Consider the following 19,420-nt stretch of genomic DNA (forward strand, 5'->3'; position numbering starts at 1 on the left):
TAATCATGAGTACAACGATGAACAAAGTGATTGGCGGCAGCTTTATGATTGAGGACGTAAATCATCAGCAGATCATAACTCCGGAAGACTTCACCGAAGAGCATCGCATGATTGCCCAGACCACCGAGGATTTTGTTGAAGGTGAAATTGCCCCGCGTGACGAAGAGATTGAGAAGCTGAATTACGAGCTGACTGCAGATTTGCTCCGCAAGGCCGGGGAGCTGGGGCTGCTGGGGGCGGAAGTTCCTGAAGCATACGGCGGACTTGGCTTAGACAAGGTAAGCTCAACTTTGATCAGCGAGAAGTTAACCAAGGCTTCCGCCTTTGCCCTGTCGGTAGGGGCTCATGTGGGAATTGGAACCCTGCCGATCGTGTATTTCGGTACCGAAGCCCAGAAGCAAAAGTACCTGCCATCTCTGGCTTCAGGGGAAAAGATTGCCGCTTACTGCTTAACCGAGCCTTCTTCCGGTTCAGATGCGCTTGGAGCCAAAACGACAGCCACACTTAGTGAGGATGGCGAATATTATATTTTGAACGGAACCAAACAGTTCATTACAAATGCCGGCTTCGCGGATGTGTTCATCGTGTATGCGAAAGTGGACGGCAAGGATTTTAGTACATTTATTGTTGAACGCACGATGGAAGGGGTAAGCATCGGTCCGGAAGAGAAGAAGATGGGGATTAAAGGTTCATCCACGTGTCCCCTGATTCTTGAGGATGTTAAGGTGCCGGTGGAGAATCTGCTGTGGGAGATTGGCAAAGGCCATCTGATCGCCTTCAACATCCTGAACATTGGGCGTTTCAAACTTGCCGTTGGCTGTGTAGGCGCTTCCAAGGACACGATTGAGCTTGCTGCCAAATATGCCAATGAGCGTACCCAATTCGGCAAGAAAATCTCTTCCTTCCCGCTGATCGGCAAAAAGCTGGCCGAGATGAACACCAAAACCTATGTGCTTGAGAGCATGGCTTACCGGACTGCGGGACTGTTCGACGTGGGTCTGGCCGAGGTGGATCATGCCAGCGAGAACGTTGGCTACCAATCGGCCAAAGCGATTGCCGAATACCAGCTTGAATGTTCGATCAACAAGGTGTTTGGGTCCGAAACCCTCGATTTTGTGGTTGACGAAGGCGTGCAGATCCACGGCGGCTACGGCTTTATTCAGGAGTACCGGGTCGAGCGCAATTACCGGGATTCGCGGATTAACCGGATTTTTGAAGGCACAAATGAGATCAACCGCCTGTTGATTCCGGGCACCTTGATCAAACGTGCGATGAAGGGTGAGCTGCCGCTGATGCAAAAAGCAATGGCACTGCAATCCGAGCTGATGCAGCCGATTCCGAGCCAAGTCTTTGAAGGTACGCTTGATCAGGAGACCCATCTCCTGGCCATGGCCAAAAAAATCTTCCTGATGGCCGGAGCCCAGGCTGTACAGAAATATCAGATGAAGCTTGAAGAACAGCAGGAAATTCTCAGTCATCTGGCGGATATGATGATTCAGGTATATGCGATGGAGAGCGCCCTGCTGCGCACGCGCAAAATGATCGAACGGTCCGGCGAAGACAAAGCCCGGCTGGCGGTGGAGATGACTACCGTGTTTGTCCATGAGGCCTTTGGCCACATTGAGACCTGGGCCAAAGAAGTTCTTGCAGCTATGGAATCCGGGGACACACTCCGTACACAGCTGTCCATTCTCAAGAAGCTGACGAAGAGATCCCCGATCAATATGGTTGAATTGAAACGGGATATTGCATCCAAGGTCATTGAGGCGGAGCAATACGTGCTGTAACCATTCGTTTAGAATTGGGGTGTCTGAATGCAGAACAAACCTTGGTTCAATCATTACCCAAAAGAGGTCCCGCATTCTTACAATTATCCGAATCAAAATTTGGCACAATTTCTGGTTGACTCAGCAGCTCAATATCCTGCCCACACGGCCCTGGACTTTATGGGTAAGAAAATAACTTATGAAAGCTTGCTGAAATCCGTATACCGTTTTGCGAATGCCCTGCTTCGGCTGGGTATTCGCAAAGGGGACCGGATCGCGGTTATGCTCCCGAACTGTCCGCAGGGAGTGATTGCCTACTACGGCACCCTGCTGACGGGAGCGGTGGCGGTGATGACGAATCCACTGTATGTCCCGCGGGAGATTGAGCATCAATTAACCGATGCGGGTGTCCGCCTGATTGTGACGATGGATGCCTTGGTGGAGCGGGTGAACAAGGCGATGGAGAAACATCCGCTGGAGTATATCATTGTCACGGGTATGCAGGATTATCTGCCTTTTCCAAAGAATATGCTCTATCCAATTAAGGCTAAAAAAGACGGGATGTCCGCGGTGGTTCAGTACAATGAACGGGTGCTGGCGTTTAAGCAGTTCCTTAAGCATTCTTCTGAACAGCCCTGTCATGTGGAGGTCGATGCCGGGGTTGATCTGGCGCTGATTCAATACACCGGTGGCACAACCGGGGTAGCCAAGGGAGTTATGCTGACGCATATGAATCTGATCTCCAATACGATTCAATCCCAGCTCTGGTTCTACAAGGCAAGGAAAGCGAAGGAGATTTACATGGCGGCCCTGCCGTTTTTTCACGTATTTGGCCTGACTGTGCTGTTGAATTTGGCCATATACAATGCGGGAACGCTGCTGCTGCTCCCCCGTTTCGAGATTAATCAGGTACTTAAAATGATTGATAAGATGAAGCCAACGATTTTTCCCGGAGCACCGACCATGTATATTGCTCTGATCAATCATCCTGAAGTGAGCCGGTATGACTTATCATCCATTAATATTTGTATCAGCGGAGCAGCTCCCCTGCCTGTAGAGGTGCAGGAGCAGTTCGAGAGAATCTCCGGCGGCAAACTGATCGAGGGTTATGGTCTGACGGAGGCTTCGCCGGTAACCCACGCGAATAACTTCTGGGAGCTTAGAAAGACCGGCTCCATCGGCATTCCTTTTCCTGATACGGAAGCGCGTATCGTGAATGCCCTGACTGGAGAGGATCTGCCGCTTGGCGAGATCGGGGAGCTGATCGTTCGTGGACCACAGGTGATGAAGGGATACTGGAACCGTCCGGAGGAGACAGCCGCATCTCTGCGTGATGGATGGCTTTATACAGGGGATCTGGCGCGGATGGATGAGGATGGGTTCTTTTTCATTCTGGATCGGCGTAAGGATCTGATCATTGCAGGCGGATACAACATATATCCGCGTGAGGTGGAAGAGGTTCTATTCGAGCATCCAGACGTGGAAGAAGCGGTCGTTGCCGGGACTGTGGACCCTTACCGGGGAGAGACGGTAAAAGCATATATTGTACTTAAAGAAGGCTGCTTGACAACGGAAGCTGAATTGAAGAGCTGGTGCAAGGAACGGCTGGCAGTCTACAAGGTTCCTAAGGTTTATGAATTCAGGAAAGCGCTTCCGAAGACACTGGTCGGAAAAGTGCTGCGGCGCAAGCTGATTGATGAAGAGAACGAGCGTCAGGCCGCAGAGCATAAGGAAAAGGCGTAAGGGCGGTTGGCTTATCCTCTTATATAAAACGAACTTTAAAAATTAAGCTTACTCAGCTTCGATCCCGAGTGATTCTGAAGAAGCGGAGCGTCCGCCTTTGTCTCCGAAATGCCCCCACTGAATATCTAGTTCAATCATTTCGGAGACAACAGCGGTCGTAAGAACACTCGGCATCGCAGCGCCCCATAAGGTAACTTTCATAAGTTCATTTTATATAACTTGTAAACATGAATCCTAACTCTACCGGCGAAAGCTTGAGCGATGATGCCACTCGCAGATCAGCCCCTGTGGTGTATTAAGATTAGAAGCACGGCCGCTGTCGGGAAAGACCATTACCTGAAGCGGTCTTTCACATTCCTGGTAATAATGCATCATTACACTTTACTGCAAGGGAGGGCATTAACTTGGAAGCCGAATCCGCAAAACATTTTCCGAACCTGGAACGGCTTGCCCGTGCGGCCCAAAATACGTTCTGGGATTATCTCGGATGCCGGATTGATGAACTGGATGACACGCGGGCCGTGGTTTCTTTTGACATCCAGCCGCATCATCTTAACTTAATGGGGATTCTTCATGGGGGAGTTCATGCCTCTGTGATTGACTCTGCCATGGGCCTCGTGCTGATGCTGGCCAGGCCGGAATCCAGTGTGGTGACCATTAATCTGAACATGAACTATGTGGCATCGACAAGTGAAGGACGGGTTATTGTTACGGCCCGGATCATTCACAGCACCCGCAAGCTGATGACGGCGGAGGCTTACGCTCATAAGGAGAATGGGGACTTGCTGGCCTTCGGAACAGGAACCTTCCGTGTACTGGATAAGCCGATCTCCGGAGATCCGGGAGCAGGAGGGCAGCCGGATGGGGATTAAGGAGGAATTCATGGAATTAGCCACAGAGATGAACGAGCGGCCAGAGCCATTGGCCTCATTGGATTCCGTATATCAGTTCAATTTGAAAGAGGGCGGAACTTACCAGGTTCACTTTAAGAATGGCGTGGTCCGTGTCTTGGAAAAGAGTGATTCAGCCGCAGACTGCACACTGATTCTGTCCGAAGGCAATTTGCGCAAGCTGTTGAACAATGATCTGAATACGACGGTGGCTTTTATGACCGGTTCGCTCAAGGTGGAGGGCAAGCTCGGGCTAGCCTTGAAGCTGCAGGAAATCCTGAAGCATTACCGGGGATAGGGATGACAAGGAGATGTCCCAAAACAAGTTGACTATAAGTAAGCGGTAGCGCATTTCCTAAAATTATGATGCAAAATATAAAGAAACAGCGGCCCAGAAGATTATTCCTGAGCCGTTGTTTCTTTATTTCGATCTATGGCCGCCTATTGAAGCAAATTATGGGCAATCGAAAGCCATCCGGCTTCAAGGTCTATATGGAATGACAAAGAAATCATCCCTTTTCGTAAATGGTGGGCTGCATATCTATTTAACCAAGGAAAGAGTCTTTTTGTGTTTTTTATTGGTGACGCACGAAGCAGCGGAGAGAACGAAGCAATTTTGGAAAAGCGGTAGCGGTCGCATTTGTCCCCGATATATTTTCCTCTTAGATTGAATTCAGGATATTCGGGGACAAGAGCGATTGGAGGATTGCTTCGTTCCGCAGCGACCTTATAACAGATAAAGTATTCTCTCTGGGTTAAATGAGTTTTGGGCCAGCCCCATCCATTTAACCCTGATAAGGCTTATGCCCAGGCATACTCGGATAATGATAGTGGTAATGGTGATGATGGTGGTGGTAATGATGGCCTGGATGATGAGGATAATACTGATAGGGATGATAAGTAGGGTAATGCATATGATGCATACCGTCATGATGGTCATGGCCATGGCCGTATGGACTGGCAACCGGCTCCCTGGTTATTTCATTTCTATTATGACTCATTTATGAAGCTCCTTTCGGTTCGATTTCACTATTATGCTATGGCAAGTGACCCGAATTGGGTGCTAATCCAAGTAGAAATGGGCTATACACGTGGCACAAAAAGCAGGAGATCCCCGGATCTCCTGCTTTGTATGTTCTTTATCCCTGCTTCTTCTTCCGGGTCAGCTGGGCGAGTACATCCCACTGCTCCTCTGTCACCGCCCGCAGGTCATTGAACTGGCCTGCTCCTTGCAGCCATTCACCTCCGTCAATGGTGACGACTTCGCCATTAATGTAAGCCGCATAATCGGAGATGAGGTAGGCGGCCAGATTGGAGAGCTCCCCGGGATCACCTACCCGGCCCATCGGCACCCGGTCCAGCATCTTCTGCTCCAGCTCCGGTGTGGGCGAGAGGCGCGACCATGCCCCCTCGGTTGGGAAGGGACCAGGTGCCACCGCGACCTGCCGGATTCCATAGGGGGCCCACTCTACAGCAAGCGAGCGTGTTAAGGCGAGCACCCCCGCCTTGGCCGCTGCGGACGGGGTCACGAAGCCTGATCCGGTTGAGGCGTAGGTGGTTACAATATTGAGCATGGTTCCGGGGCGCTGCTGCTCAATCCAACGTTTTCCGACCTCTAGGGTCGTGTAGAAAGTCCCGTGCAGCACGATGTTCAGCACCGCATCCACGGCCCGCGGGGACAGACGCTCGGTCGGGCTGATGAAATTGCCCGCAGCATTGTTGACCAGCACATCAATATGGCCGTAATGCTGCTCAACCGCATTTACAAGATCATGAATTTGAGAAGGGTCACGGACATCGCAGGTTTGATAAAACGATTTGTAACCGCTTGCAACTAAAGAATCAGAGGTTTCCTTCAACACTTCTTCCCTGCGGCCTGTAATCGCCAGAAGTGCGCCAAGTTCGGCGAATCTCTGGCCCATAGCAAGCCCTAACCCAGTGCCTCCACCGGTGATCAGAACGACTTTGTCTTTGAGCAAGTCACTACGAAAAGGTCCCATGTCTCATCCTCTTTCATCAATATAGTGAGGGCTGCAAATATAAATGAATATAATTCCAGTATAATATATGCCAACATCTTAAAGGTACAATTTGGTGCATGAAATTCAACCTTGAACCTTCTAGCGCGCCCAAAACGCCGCATATATTGGGAACAGAAGAGGAGGCGGGTTATGGATAAAAAAATTGCGCGCTACTATGAGCTTAAACAGCAGCAGAAGTCCTTGGAGCAGGAGCAGACCGAGCTTAGGGCAGATATTATCGGTTATATGACGGAGCAGCAGCTTACACAAGCGGAAATAGGGCATTACCGGGTAAAGCTGGTTTATCAGGAGCGCAAAGAATATGATGGAAGCAAGCTGTACCAAGCTCTTCCTGATCCTGAGCTCTGGCGCCTGGCGTCAAGACCGGATTCGGCCAAAATCTCAAGTCTGCTTAAACTAAATGTGATATCCGAGGAGCAATTGAAGGATACTTATACCGTCAAGCCTGCTGCCCTGCTGCATGTCGAGAAAACATAGAATAAAATCATTTATATAAAATGAACTGAGAACGGTAAATTCTAAAGTCCATTTTATATACAGCTGTCTCTAAATATAAAACAGCCTTTAGCCAGGCATTGTGCCGGGTAAAGGCTGTTTGTGTTACTCACGGGTCATAAATAATCTAATCATTGCAATGAGTAAGCAATAAATTTTTGATCCGGACAATCCATGTCAGTCCTGCTTGCCGTCTGATCCCAGCTCCCGTCCAAGTCCTTTAAGGAAACGAAGCCCAAAGCGGACGGCCCGGTTAACATCGGGGTCACGCAAGGATTTCATAAGGCTGAACATGCTAATTCGGTTCTCATCCGGGGACTGGGCTTCCTGAATGCCCGCTGTAAGTCCATTCATCAGCTTGGTGGTCATCTCTGGCTCCAGGCTGGTTAGAGCCCCTGCTGCTGCCATTCCGTTGTTGATCAGATTCGTGATTTCCGGGCGGGAGATCTGCCCAAGTGTAATCTCCGCGATTTTGGCTTTGGCCTTCAGCATGGATTCGGCGGCCTCGAGGAGCCCGGAATCATGAAGCTCTCTTAGAATGGACAGCGACTTCTCCAGCGCTTCATTGCTTTCCGCTAGCTGCTGTTTCAGCTTGGAGATGGTGGCTTCCTGGCGTTCCTCCTCGGTCAGGAGTTTTTTTCGGATCAGGGATATCGGCTTGGCCATAAGATCAGCTCCTCTCCTCTCTAATCCACCAGAGATACGTAGTCCGGGCGGTTCCATTTGCGCTGCACCTCTACGCCATTCTGTGGATTTCTTGCCTTGTAACGCGGATTCGTATGCGGGAGCGGGTTAACCCCCTTCACGTTTAGAACCTGCATGCGGACTTTCATCTGCTTGTAAGCCGGGGTGTGGGTCCGCACATCGACAGCAGTTCCGGTCAGCAGATTGACCGCACTCTCATGACTGCTTGAGTGCATTGGCACATAAACCTCATTTCCACGGACACGGTCGGTAACGAGCACCCGAAGCTTAATTGCGCCGTAAGGGGACTCCAGCCGTACAAGCGAGCCGTCTTCAACTCCCCGTTCCTTCGCTAGCTCGGGCGACACCTCTACGAAGACATCCGGAAACTTGCGGTTGATCCCTGCGGATTTATTCGTCAAATTGCCTTCATGGAAATGCTCCAGCAGGCGTCCGTTATTAAGGACAAGGTCGAATTCAGACGGATACTGCACTGGGGGAATATATTCGACCAGAGAGAAGCGGGCCTTCTTGTCCGGGAAGTAGAAGCCGTCTGTATACAGCAGTGGGGTGTTCTCACCAGAGGCTGATCCCCAATGGAAGCTGTCCCAGCCTTCCAGCGTATTGTATGAGCAGCCGGAGAAGAACGGGGTCAGGCTTGCCATCTCGTCAAAGATTTGGGATGGGTGGGTGTATCCCCAATCAAATCCCATATAGCGGGCAATCTGGGAGGTGATCCACCAATCCGGCTTGGAATCGCCCAGCGGTTCGAACACCTGATACAGGCGCTGTACTCTCCGCTCCGTATTAGAGAAGGTTCCGTCCTTCTCCAGAGAGGGGGCGGCTGGAAGGATGACGTCCGCGAATTGGGCGGTTGTGGACAGGAAGACATCCTGAACCACCAGGAAGTCCAGCTTGGACAGCACTTCATGTACATGGTTGGCGTTGGAGTCCACCCATGCCATATCCTCACCGACCAGATACATGCCTTTGAGCTCGCCAGTCTCTATATCATTCAGCATCTTGATGTTGTCCTTACCAGGAACAGGGGAGATGGCTGCCCCGTAAGCTTCCTCAAACCGTCTGCGGGCTTCATCGTTCGACACGTGCTGGTAACCCGGGAGCCATGGGGGCAGGGTACCCATATCACAGGCGCCCTGCACATTATTGTGACCTCTGAGCGGATAAGCTCCTGCTCCGGGACGCATATAGTTGCCGGTAGCCAGCAGCAGATTGGAAATGGCCGCAGACGTATGGGAACCCGCAATGTTCTGGGTTACGCCCATCCCCCAGCAGATGGCCGTTCCATCGGCATCCCGGATCATTTCGGCAATCCGGATGAGCTCCGCGCGGGACAGCCCAGTCTCCTGTTCGGCGAATTCCAGGGTATATTTGTCCAGCACATTCCTGTATTCCTCATAAAAATTCACATGCTCTTCTATGAAGCTCGGATCATGCCAGCCTTGGTCAATCATATATTTGGTGACCGCGGTGAGCCAGACAAAATCAGTTCCCTGCTTCGGCCGGATGAACAGGTCAGAGCGCTCTGCCATTTCATGCTTGCGCAGGTCGGCTACAATCAGCTTCTGTCCATGCAGCTTGTGCGCCCGTTTAATACGGGAGGCTAGGACCGGGTGTCCTTCAGCCGGGGCGCAGCCCACCAGGATGACCAGTCCAGCGGAAGCGATATCCTGGATCGTTCCGGCATCTCCGCCGATGCCCACCGTGGACATGAGACCGTCTGAAGCCGGTGACTGGCAGTAGCGGGAGCAGTTATCAATATTGTTCGTTCCAAATACCTGACGAGCCAGTTTCTGAATAACATAATTCTCCTCGTTGGTAATCTTGGAGGACGAAATAAATCCAAGACGGTCACTGCCGAACTCTCTCTTGATGGTGCCAAGACGTTCAGCCACCAGGGAGAGAGCCTCATCCCAGGTTGCTTCCACAAAAGCATCACCCTGACGGATCAGGGGCACCGTCAGCCGCTCTTCGCTATTCACGAAGTCCCAGCCGAATTTGCCTTTGACACAAGTGGAAATCGCGTTGACCGGAGCATCGTGCGAAGGCTGGATCTTCAGAATCTTGCGTCCTTTGGTCCATACCTCGAAGGAGCATCCTACCCCGCAGAACGTGCATACGGTCTTGGTCTTGCGGGTTCTGGTCTCCCGCATGGCCGCTTCAATTTCGGATACCGCAAAAATTCCGCTGTAACTTGGCTCAACCTCCTTCACCAGCTCAATCATAGGGGACAGCAGATCTTGGCCAAGGCCTGTCATAAATCCGGCCTCACCGAGCATGGACTTCTCCATCAACGCATTACACGGACAGATCGTGACACACTGCCCGCAGCTGACACAGGAGGAGTTGTTGATCTCGGAGCCCTGATCCCAGATTACACGCGGGCGTTCTGCTTCCCAGTCGATAGACAGGGTCTCATTGACCTGCAGATTCTGACAGACCTCCACACACTGTCCGCAGGCGATGCATTGGTTCGGATCGTACCGGTAGAACGGATGTGACATATCGACCCCGGAGGGATCAACCTTGGGCTGATATGGGTATTTCTGATGCTCAATTCCCATCATTTCGGCAGTATTGTGCAGTTTGCAGTTTCCATTGTTGTTATCACAGACCGTGCAGTACAGTAAATGGTTCTCCAGCAGGCGGTCCATCGCCTCAGTCCTTGCCGCCTCTGCGGCATCTGTGCCTGTCCGCACGTTCATTCCGCTGGCGGCCTTCGTGGAGCAGGCCCGGCTCAGCTTGCCATCGACCTCCACAATACAGGTATCACATGTCTGGATAGGATCCACTTCCGGGACGTAACAGATTTGAGGGTGCTGCATTCCGGCCAGATTCATGACGTCCAAGATGGTCATACCGGGGGCGGCTTCATATGATTCCCCGTTAATTGTAATGCTCAACATTCGCTCGCTCATTGGACAACCCCTTTAATTCATACTTCACCGGCCTGCGGAGTGAATCCCCGGCTTCCGGTCTATATAGCTCTGAATTCCGGCACTTTGCAGGACGAGGCCACAAAAAAACTCCACCCCAAACTCACTGTTCATTCCTGCTGGACAGTAAATTTAAAGTGGAGTAATTCATTAGCAATGACCTACTAATGCATCAATCCGGGATTTTCAGACAATTTTGTGACTAAATTGATTATACTCCTCTACAGGGAAAATACAAGATTGCACCTCTTTGCCATTCGTGCCTACAATGAAGAGAATGAAGGAATGGATGCTCACGGATGAGGTGACCGATATGAGAAAAGAAGCTGCTTTCAATGACCTTGTACGAAAGGTGCGCAAGGACACGTTCGGGAAAGGGCCCGAACGAATCCATACCACCTTTGTTGAGAATATGGCCATTACGAAGATGTATGGGAATTTTACCCCATCGGAGAAATTTATCGCCCAGACGCCGGAAGGCAGGCAGATGGTGCATAACGCGAGAACACACATGATTAAGAAGCTGTATGCGAATCGTGTTCCGGACGGCATGGAGGAATTGTGTGGTTCCAGGCTGGTCCATTTATTCACGGATGTGAAGGTGGACGAGGACATGGCGGTATCTGTATTTATATTCGAAAATCCGATTGAGCAAGGGTGAGGGCCACGATGGAGCAGCAGCATGAACGCAGTGTGATCCGCTATCGGCAGGGGCGCATAACCCAAGATCACGATCTGATTGTTACGGAGCATCCGGTTACACTGAAGGTTAACGGGGAAGAATTAGCCACTATGGTATGTTCACCGGAATATATTGAGGACATGGCGGTCGGTTATCTCGCTTCAGAAGGGGTAATTAAGGAATACAAGGATATCCAGGAGCTGTGGGTGCAGGAGCAGAAGGGCTTTGTGCACGTCAAGACGGACAGGTGGAACGGGCAGCTGCAGAAACTGTTCACCAAAAGATATATTACTTCGTGCTGTGGTGCCAGCAGAGCAGGCTTTGTGTTCTTCGGTGATGCACGAACAGCCAAGGTGATGGAAGGTATTCATGTCACGCTAAGTTTCGAAGATATCTTCCGGCTGATGGACGAGGTGCTGCAGGGTGCGGATTTGTTCCAGCGCACAGGAGGGGTGCACAGCGCGGCGCTCTGTGATCGTGAGCACGTACTGCTCGCACGAAGCGATATTGGAAGACATAATGCGCTTGATAAAATTTATGGCTACTGCTTGAAGCAGGAGATGAAACTGGAGGACAAAATCATTGTGTTCAGCGGCCGCATCTCTTCAGAGATTCTGCTTAAAGTATCGAAGATCGGCTGTGAAGTTATTTTGTCCAAATCAGCCCCAACGGCGTTGGCGCTTGAACTAGCTGACCAGCTTGGCATTACAACGGTTGGCTTTATTCGCAATAATTCCTGTAACGTATATACACACCCGCAGCGAATTACAGATTGTACAGACAAATCCCCTTCCAAAGTGGTATTCTAATAGGATCAATTTATTCGGAAGGAAGAATGGGGGGACTTCTATGACCATCCACGATGAACTTGGCAGAATAATGAGGGATCTGCGGATTTCTGTAACCGACCGTTGCAATTTCCGGTGCCGCTATTGTATGCCTGCTGAAATATTTGATGATGACTACGCGTTTCTTCCGAAGGAGAGTGTTCTGACAGCCGAAGAGATCCGCAGAACAGCCGAGATCTTCGTTTCTCTTGGAGTACGCAAGCTTCGGATTACCGGGGGAGAGCCGCTGCTGCGGAAGGACCTGCCGGAGATTATAGCAAAATTGGCGGCGATCCAGGGAGCAGAGGATTTGTCGCTAACGACCAATGGCAGCCTGCTTGCCTCTAAAGCAGCAATGCTGAAAGAAGCTGGCCTTCAGCGGGTTACCGTCAGTCTGGATTCCCTGGACGATGAGACGTTCATGTACATGAACGGGGGACGGTCGAAGGTGAAGCCCATTCTAAATGGAATCGAGGCAGCTAAACAGGCGGGGCTTCTGGTCAAAGTGAATATGGTGGTCCAGAGAGGGTTCAATGACCACGCGGTTCTTCCCATGGTGGAATATTTCCGGGAACAGGGTATCATTCTGCGGATGGTGGAATATATGGATGTCGGCAATTCCAACGGCTGGAACCGGGAGCATGTGGTAGGCAAGCAGGAGCTGCTGAAGCAGATCGGAGAGGAATGGCCGCTTGAGCCGCTCGCGCCTAATTATCCAGGGGAGGTGGCTACCAGATACCGGTTCCTGGATGGGAAAGGGGAGATCGGCATCATCTCTTCGGTGACGGATGCTTTTTGCTCCTCCTGCACCCGGGCCAGACTGTCTGCTGAAGGAAAGCTGTATACCTGCCTTTTCGCCTCGAAGGGTTATGATCTGCGGGAACGGCTTAGAGCCGGACAGACGGATGAAGAGATTGCAGACTATGTCCGGGGAATTTGGGAACACCGTCACGATAAGTATTCGCTCGACCGGGGAACTCAGGGTGGGGACGAGCCCCGCGTTGAGATGTCCCATATCGGTGGATAATCTTGCTGAGTCCGTCCCGATCTCAGCGGAGAGGACGAGCGATTCTGAAGGAGCGGAGCGTCCGCCTTTGTCTTTCGAAATGCCCCTACTTGGATATCTAGTTCAAGCATTTCGGAGACAACAGCGGCCTTAAAGAACACTCGGAATCGCAGCGCTTCGAATAGGGTAACTTTCATAAGTTCATTGTATATAGGTAACCGGCATGGAACCATTCTGCGGCGGCACAAGCCGGCAAGCAGGATGGGCTCATGGCGGTTTTTTTGTTCTGCTCAGAACATGCCCGAAAGTTCATAATCAGTTCATTTTCCTCCGATATACTTCAGTCATCAAATGAAAGCCTGCACTTATCCAGAATGGCTATAATCAGGAGGAAAGTTAAGATGAACACAAGATTTCGGAATCAAATGGCTAGTTTTTTGCTGAGTGTGGTGCTAATTGCGGTCTTTGCATCCCCAGCTCTTGCGTCCCCGGCTAATGCGGCGGAGGGCATCCATATGGAACGAACGCCTTCAGGCATCCCATACGCTCAGCTTGGGCAGGAAATCGACAAGTATGTGAATAAGTATATTGGGAAATCAAGTCCAGGGGCCGCCGTTGTCGTAACCAAGGCGGGCAAAGTGATTTTCTCCAAGGGGTATGGTTACGCCAATGTGGAGAAACAAATTCCTGTTGACCCTGCCACGACGGTGTTTAACTATGGTTCGATTAATAAGATGTTTGTCTGGACCTCGGTAATGCAGCTTGTGGAGCAGGGAAAGATGAAGCTGGACCAAGACGTCAAGGCATATTTCCCGAAACAATTCGCGGATAAACTGCGTTATGACAAGCCGGTTACGATGCTCGATATGATGAGTCATACTGCTGGTTTTGAACAGCATCCGCTAGGCTTGTTTTTAAAGTCCCCCGAGAAGCTGATGTCCCTGGAAGAGACCTTGTTATCCGTTCAGCCCGCCCAGGTCTTTGAACCTGGAAAAGTGATGGCGTATTCCAATTACTCCACAGCGCTTGCAGCCTTTGCGGTGGAGAAGGTGAGCGGGCACAGCTTCTCTGATTATGAAATGAACCGGGTTTTGCGCCCGCTTGGGATGAACCATACGTCTGGTCACCCTACACTTAAGGATCATCCGGATTTGGCCCGCGCACAAGCGACGGGATATGTATCTGCTGAACGTGGAGGCTTTGAGCCGAGAGATCAATACTATATTCCGTTATATCCGGCTGGAGCCATGCAGGGAACAGCAGAAGATTTGGGGCGTTTTGCCCAGGCGTTAACCTCCGGGCACAGTCCGCTATTCGTCAAGCCGGAGACGCTCGGGATCATGTTGTCCCAGAGCTATACTCCGTATAAGGATTTCCTCGGCAACGCGCACGGATTCTGGGAATACAACACCAAGCCGCATGCGGTAGGACATAGTGGGAATACGATGGGTTTTTCAAGCGATTTTGCGGTAGTGCCTGATGAACAGCTGGGGGTTGTTGTGCTGACCAATGCTGAAGTGGAGCAGAGTTTAACTTCAGGGGTGATTGATCTCCTCACCAAAACCCCTAAGCGGGAGACTACAGCATCAGGTGAGAACTTGCAGAAGTCAAGCGAGGTGGCCGGCAGCTATGTAATTGCACAGAACACATTTTCCACGATACAGGAATTCATGAGTTACCTGGGGCTGGTGAAGCTTGAGGCGAAGGGGGAACATGATCTTGTCATTAACGTAATGGGATTGTCAGGTGAATACACACAGGTCGCCCCTCAGGTATATAGACTGAACCCGGGTGCCGAACCGCGGCTTCAGAAGCTCGCACCCGAGCTTTATGCGGAAATGCAGAACGGGAAGGTGGTTCGGCTCAGCAAGGGCAGGGCGACAGATATTGTTCCGCTTGGTTCAGGCCGCGCTGTCCCGGCACTTCTTGCTTATGCGGCGATTGCTGTGACTGACATGCTGTTCTTCCTGATTGCCCCTCTTGTTCTGCTCGTAAGATGGTTCCTTCGTAAAAGAAAAGGAAGAGGGTCGTCCAGTCCGGTAGAACGGCTGATTCAAGGTGTCATTCTATGCGGCAGTATTATCGTCATCAATGTCCTGATTCTGCTTGCGAATGTGATGTTTAATCAAGATGTGACGGCTGCACAGTTAAATACTGGAATTGTGATAAACTGGATACTAGCTGTACTTGCAGATCTGCTGTTGGTCTATTCGGTTTACAGAGGCAGGAAGAGTGCGCAATCCAAACACCTGTCATCCCTACAAATTATTACAGCTGTAATCATTAATAGTTATCTAATCCTGCTTTTGAACTGGCATTTTTTCCACTTAATTCATTAACTGTCTTATGAAATGGAGATCTCTATGATTCGTGTGCTTGTGGTTGAGGACGATAAAAATCTCAGAAAATTGATTGCCGCTTCGCTGGAACAGGACAATTATCAGGTTCTCCAGGCGGCGAACAGTTCAGAAGCGCTGCGTCATTTGGAGAGCAGCCAGGTGGACCTGATGATTAGCGATATCATGATGCCTGAAATGGACGGTTATGAGCTAACCCGGCGGCTGCGGGAAGCTAATTACCATTTTCCGATTCTGATGGTAACCGCTAAGGAAGAATATGAGGATAAACGCGAAGGTTTTATGGCCGGGACCGATGATTATATGGTGAAGCCGCTCGATACGAAAGAAATGCTGCTGCGGGTAGCTGCCCTGCTCAGAAGAGCAAAGATCGCAAGTGAGCACCGGATTGTCATCGGCGACAGCATTCTGGACTATGACACCTTGACGGTATCCTTAGGTCATGATCAGATTGTTGAGCTGCCCAAGAAAGAATTCTACCTGCTGTTCAAGCTGCTGAGCTATCCGGGGAAAATCTTCACTAGGCAGCAGCTGATGGACGAGATATGGGGGCTGGATTCGGAGGCTGATGAGCGCACGGTTGATGTTCATGTCAAGCGGATTCGGGAGAAGCTGGAGCCGATGAGCCCTTTTCGGATTGTGACGGTCCGGGGTCTGGGGTACAAGGCGGAGAAGCGGGGATGAGGAGGCTTGGCTTTACATCCATCCGTCTCAAGCTGGTTCTGATCTTTATGGGCATCCTGATTGGTTCTTGTCAGCTTGCCTTTACGTTTGCAATCAATTTCTATTTCGATAAAGTGATCAAAGATATGGAGACCCAGTTGATGACGGAATCGGGGTTGATTAAGCAGCTTGCAGAGAAAACCAATTTGGAGGCGGAGGAGATTATCCGGCTTAGCAGGACTTCGTTTTATCAGACGGATGCCTACTACCGGGTTCAGGATATTCCGGTTACATTGGATGCCAAACAGCTGAAGTTGCTTCAAACGGGGCAAAGCATCTATGTAAGCACGCAGCGGGAGAACCGGGAGATTCGCGCCACCCTGTTCAGACTACGGGAGCAGTACGTGCTCTTGACTCCCCATGTTGGAGCTTATTTCGATCCCGTTGCCCAGATGATGGTTAATACAATCATCAATTGTGCGATTATTGGAGCTGTACTGATCCTGATTGCCGTACGGCAGATCATGAAGCCTTTGAAAAAGTTGACAGAAGCCACCCGGGAGGTGGCCCAAGGGAAATTCACCGTTCAGGTTCCATACAAGGGCAGGGACGAGGTCGCTCTGCTTGCCCAGTATTTCAACCGGATGGTCCAAGAGCTGAAGCATATTGAATACTTGCGAAAAGACTTTGTGAGCAGTGTCTCTCATGAATTCAAGACGCCAATTTCTTCGATCCATGGGTTTGCCCAGCTAATCCAGGCAGAATCTCTGCCAAGGGACAAATTTCTGGAATATACGGGCGTCATTATCGAAGAAACGGAGCGGCTGACCAAGCTGTCCTCCAACATTCTGAAGCTGTCCAGGGTGGAGAATCAGACGATGATCACCCAAAGATCTTCCTTTGCCTTGGATGAGCAGATCCGCAAGACAATTCTGCTGCTGGAGAAGGAATGGCAGCAGAAGGAGCTGGATTTCGAGCTTGAGCTGCCCAAGACGATATACTTGGGTGACGAGGAACTGATCCAGCAAATTTGGATTAATCTGATCAGCAATGCGATCAAATTCTCGGGTTATGGAAGCTGCATTTCTATCAGATTAACCTCACTAGAGCAAAGCGTCCGTATTAGCATTGAAGATGAAGGCAGCGGGATTCCGGAGCCTGTGAGGGAGCGCATATTTGAAGCCTTTTTCCAGGCTGAAGGTTCACATGCCAGGGAAGGGAACGGGCTTGGTCTGGCGATTGTGAAGCGGGTGACGGAGCTATGCCGCGGCTCCATAACCGTGCAGAGTGTTGAAGGTGAAGGAACAACGTTTACAGTGGTGCTTCCATGGCTGGAGTCTGAGTTAAATATGGAAGTCATGAACACACATAAAGGCCATGAATCCCTACCCGGATAGAGATTCATGGCCTTTGGCTTGGTTAGCGGTTCCCCTCTGATTCCTCTATCGATGGACGTGTGCCATCCGGCCGCTCATGAGCTAACCGATCAGGAATTTTCACGCTGTCCGGGTAAGAACCTTCAACGAACATCCCGCTGTCCTTGTCAATGTCCCGTTGGGTTACCAGATCCTCATCCTCTTGATGCGTTACATGGTCACTCATGGTTACACCCTCCCCTACTGTGGATCAATTGTTTACTCCATGCTTATATTTCCCCTGATTTGGGTCGGCCCAATCATGGACCTATCACTTCCTTGCGGTATTGGGAAGGGGAGAGTCCGGTCCATTTCTTGAACGTTCTTGTAAAATGGGCCTCATCGCTGTAACCAACCTCCCGGGCTATGGTCTGGACCTTGCTGTCACTGGACTGAAGCTTAGCTTTGGCGCGTTCCACCCGGAATTGGTGAACATAATCGAGGAAATTAACACCAAGGTCCTGTTTAAACAAGGTTGACAGGTAGGTGCTGGAGACAAACAAATCCCGGGCTACACTTCCAAGAGAAAGGGAGGGAGAATTGTAGTGCTCATTAATGTACTCGACGGCCTGCTGAATTTTGCGGGGCTGAATCTTCTGCGGATTCATCAGCTCCGCCAATTGACGGATCACGCGGAATATTAGGCCCGAAATTTCCTCCAGGGTGTCCATGTGTTCAATCTGTCCGGCCAGCCCCACAAGCCTGGATACGCCGGAAGGACTCCCACTGTCCGGAAGATCCTTGGCAAGTTGGATGATTCGGGCCAGCAGGGAAAGAGCCTGAAGATTAATCTCACTTCGGGTCAAAGATTGGCCCGTTTGCAGATGCCCCAGCCAATCTTCGGCACACCGGATTCCCTCCGCAAATAACCCCCTGCTCAAATGCTCAATCAAAGACTGCTCCAGTCCGACCAGTATGGCTAAGGATTTCGAAGCTTCCCCAGATTCGGCAGTGCTGATTTCAGTGTAGCGGTAGATTCCTCCTTCCCCCTGATAGAACCGGCGCTCCAGAGCTTGTAATGCTTCCCCGTATGCTTCTGCGAGGCTGTCCAGATTCGGATGCACGTCACTGATCCCTACGCTGACTGATAATTTCAAGTAACTTTCCAGATTGCACTGAAGCTGGACTACCCCAGCCTGGAGCTTATCCTGTATCAGATCATGGGTTCCGTTACACAGGGCGATAATCATATCCTGACTTCGGATCACCTCAATAAGCTGACGGAGAATCTGGCTGAGAGTCTCGCGAACGATGTCCGCAGCTGCAAAATGGATAAGCTGCATATCACTCTCGCTATAACCCAGCTTCTGCATGGCTTTGCCATCTGGACGTATGGCGATGAGAATCACATTTCGGGTGAGAATGGCGATGCCCAGCTGTTTAGCCAGAGAGAGCCGGTCTTCTCCATACTGCTTCGGCACCGTCAGCCATTGCCGGATCGTCTGGGATTTGACCACAGGCAGACTCTGCTCCAGCTGACGCCGGATTCCTGAGACTGCATCTTCCGTCTGTCTTCTCTCAAGCAAGCGGGTAACTGTCTTTCGGAATACCGCTGCGATTTCCCGGGGATGGCATGGCTTGATAATATAATCCTCGACACCTAGACGGAGCGCCTTCTGCGCATACTCGAAGTCCCCATAACCCGTCAGGAGCACGCACGAGACATCCATTCCGTGCTCCTTGAGCTTCTCGACGAGCTGAAGACCATCCATCATAGGCATTCGGATGTCGGACAGCAGCAGATCGGCGGGGATGGATTGAAGCAGTTCCCAGGCTTCAAGACCATTCGCAGCCTGGCCGCATATTTGAATCCCGAGTGATCCCCAGTCAATCATAGTCAGGAGCCCCTCGCGGGTCGTTGTTTCATCTTCAATGACGAGCAGATTGAGCATT

At 50.9% G+C, this 19,420-nt stretch carries 18 protein-coding genes; 11 read left to right on the plus strand and 7 right to left on the minus strand.

What is annotated here, in order from left to right; genetic code table 11:
* Nucleotides 1-5: 5 nt before the first annotated feature.
* Nucleotides 6-1,787, plus strand: a complete 1,782-nt coding sequence (locus BN6628_RS07220) for an acyl-CoA dehydrogenase family protein (protein ID WP_068615994.1) — start codon at nucleotides 6-8, stop codon at nucleotides 1,785-1,787.
* A gap of 27 nt (nucleotides 1,788-1,814) precedes the next feature.
* Complete coding sequence (locus tag BN6628_RS07225; protein WP_068615996.1) at nucleotides 1,815-3,509, plus strand: AMP-binding protein; 1,695 nt, start codon at nucleotides 1,815-1,817, stop codon at nucleotides 3,507-3,509.
* A 48-nt stretch (nucleotides 3,510-3,557) separates the two neighbouring features.
* Here the strand turns inward: BN6628_RS07225 and BN6628_RS26805 are convergent, their stop codons facing one another.
* Nucleotides 3,558-3,683, minus strand: a complete 126-nt coding sequence (locus tag BN6628_RS26805) for a hypothetical protein (RefSeq protein WP_262363147.1) — start codon at nucleotides 3,681-3,683, stop codon at nucleotides 3,558-3,560.
* 230 nt (nucleotides 3,684-3,913) lie between these two features.
* On the opposite strand from BN6628_RS26805, the gene BN6628_RS07230 reads away from it, so the two are divergent.
* Nucleotides 3,914-4,381, plus strand: a complete 468-nt coding sequence (locus BN6628_RS07230; protein ID WP_068615998.1) for a PaaI family thioesterase — start codon at nucleotides 3,914-3,916, stop codon at nucleotides 4,379-4,381.
* Nucleotides 4,371-4,697, plus strand: coding sequence for an SCP2 sterol-binding domain-containing protein (locus BN6628_RS07235; protein ID WP_068616000.1), 327 nt, complete (start codon nucleotides 4,371-4,373; stop codon nucleotides 4,695-4,697). Before BN6628_RS07230 ends, BN6628_RS07235 begins: the two co-directional genes overlap by 11 nt.
* Nucleotides 4,698-5,184: 487 nt before the next feature.
* Here BN6628_RS07235 and BN6628_RS25540 read toward each other — a convergent pair whose 3' ends face one another.
* Together BN6628_RS25540 and BN6628_RS07240 are read right to left on the minus strand one after the other, a co-directional pair.
* Entirely contained in the window at nucleotides 5,185-5,400 is a 216-nt protein-coding gene (locus BN6628_RS25540) for a hypothetical protein (RefSeq protein WP_082926829.1), read from the minus strand.
* 138 nt (nucleotides 5,401-5,538) lie between these two features.
* Nucleotides 5,539-6,399 carry an SDR family oxidoreductase gene (locus tag BN6628_RS07240; RefSeq protein ID WP_068616002.1) on the minus strand — a complete coding sequence of 287 codons (861 nt, stop codon included), beginning with the start codon at nucleotides 6,397-6,399 and terminating at the stop codon, nucleotides 5,539-5,541.
* A gap of 171 nt (nucleotides 6,400-6,570) precedes the next feature.
* Here BN6628_RS07240 and BN6628_RS07245 point away from each other — a divergent pair, with 171 nt between their 5' ends.
* Nucleotides 6,571-6,918: a hypothetical protein gene (locus BN6628_RS07245; RefSeq protein WP_068616004.1), complete on the plus strand. Its 348-nt coding sequence runs from the start codon at nucleotides 6,571-6,573 to the stop codon at nucleotides 6,916-6,918.
* Nucleotides 6,919-7,113: 195 nt separating this feature from the next.
* Here the strand turns inward: BN6628_RS07245 and BN6628_RS07250 are convergent, their stop codons facing one another.
* Together BN6628_RS07250 and fdhF are read right to left on the minus strand one after the other, a co-directional pair.
* A complete protein-coding gene (locus tag BN6628_RS07250; protein WP_068616006.1) occupies nucleotides 7,114-7,602 on the minus strand; it encodes a helical membrane plugin domain-containing protein in 489 nt (162 codons plus the stop codon).
* A gap of 20 nt (nucleotides 7,603-7,622) precedes the next feature.
* Nucleotides 7,623-10,559, minus strand: a complete 2,937-nt coding sequence (fdhF, locus tag BN6628_RS07255) for a formate dehydrogenase subunit alpha (RefSeq protein WP_068616008.1) — start codon at nucleotides 10,557-10,559, stop codon at nucleotides 7,623-7,625.
* Between the two features lie 331 nt (nucleotides 10,560-10,890).
* Between fdhF and BN6628_RS07260 the strand changes: the two genes are divergently transcribed.
* The 6 genes from BN6628_RS07260 to BN6628_RS07285 all read left to right on the plus strand — a co-directional run bounded on the left by BN6628_RS07260 (nucleotide 10,891) and on the right by BN6628_RS07285 (nucleotide 17,509).
* Nucleotides 10,891-11,238: a Na-translocating system protein MpsC family protein gene (locus BN6628_RS07260; protein ID WP_068622060.1), complete on the plus strand. Its 348-nt coding sequence runs from the start codon at nucleotides 10,891-10,893 to the stop codon at nucleotides 11,236-11,238.
* 8 nt (nucleotides 11,239-11,246) lie between these two features.
* Complete coding sequence (fdhD, locus tag BN6628_RS07265; protein WP_068616010.1) at nucleotides 11,247-12,068, plus strand: formate dehydrogenase accessory sulfurtransferase FdhD; 822 nt, start codon at nucleotides 11,247-11,249, stop codon at nucleotides 12,066-12,068.
* A gap of 40 nt (nucleotides 12,069-12,108) precedes the next feature.
* Nucleotides 12,109-13,113, plus strand: a complete 1,005-nt coding sequence (gene moaA / locus BN6628_RS07270) for a GTP 3',8-cyclase MoaA (RefSeq protein WP_068616011.1) — start codon at nucleotides 12,109-12,111, stop codon at nucleotides 13,111-13,113.
* Nucleotides 13,114-13,493: 380 nt separating this feature from the next.
* On the plus strand, nucleotides 13,494-15,431 hold the full coding sequence (locus BN6628_RS07275; RefSeq protein WP_068616013.1) for a serine hydrolase domain-containing protein: 1,938 nt from the start codon (nucleotides 13,494-13,496) through the stop codon (nucleotides 15,429-15,431).
* Between the two features lie 24 nt (nucleotides 15,432-15,455).
* Entirely contained in the window at nucleotides 15,456-16,133 is a 678-nt protein-coding gene (locus BN6628_RS07280; protein WP_068616015.1) for a response regulator transcription factor, read from the plus strand.
* Complete coding sequence (locus BN6628_RS07285; protein ID WP_068616018.1) at nucleotides 16,130-17,509, plus strand: sensor histidine kinase; 1,380 nt, start codon at nucleotides 16,130-16,132, stop codon at nucleotides 17,507-17,509. The genes BN6628_RS07280 and BN6628_RS07285 overlap by 4 nt, the downstream gene beginning before the upstream one ends.
* Nucleotides 17,510-17,531: 22 nt before the next feature.
* Here BN6628_RS07285 and BN6628_RS07290 read toward each other — a convergent pair whose 3' ends face one another.
* The gene (locus tag BN6628_RS07290) at nucleotides 17,532-17,714 is read right to left on the minus strand and encodes a hypothetical protein (protein WP_068616019.1); all 183 of its coding nucleotides are present in this window, start codon (nucleotides 17,712-17,714) and stop codon (nucleotides 17,532-17,534) included.
* Nucleotides 17,715-17,787: 73 nt separating this feature from the next.
* Nucleotides 17,788-19,419: a response regulator transcription factor gene (locus BN6628_RS07295; RefSeq protein ID WP_068616021.1), complete on the minus strand. Its 1,632-nt coding sequence runs from the start codon at nucleotides 19,417-19,419 to the stop codon at nucleotides 17,788-17,790.
* Nucleotide 19,420: the final 1 nt, after the last annotated feature.

Origin of the sequence: Paenibacillus tuaregi (assembly GCF_900086655.1) — a bacterium.
Lineage (GTDB): Bacteria > Bacillota > Bacilli > Paenibacillales > Paenibacillaceae > Fontibacillus > Fontibacillus tuaregi.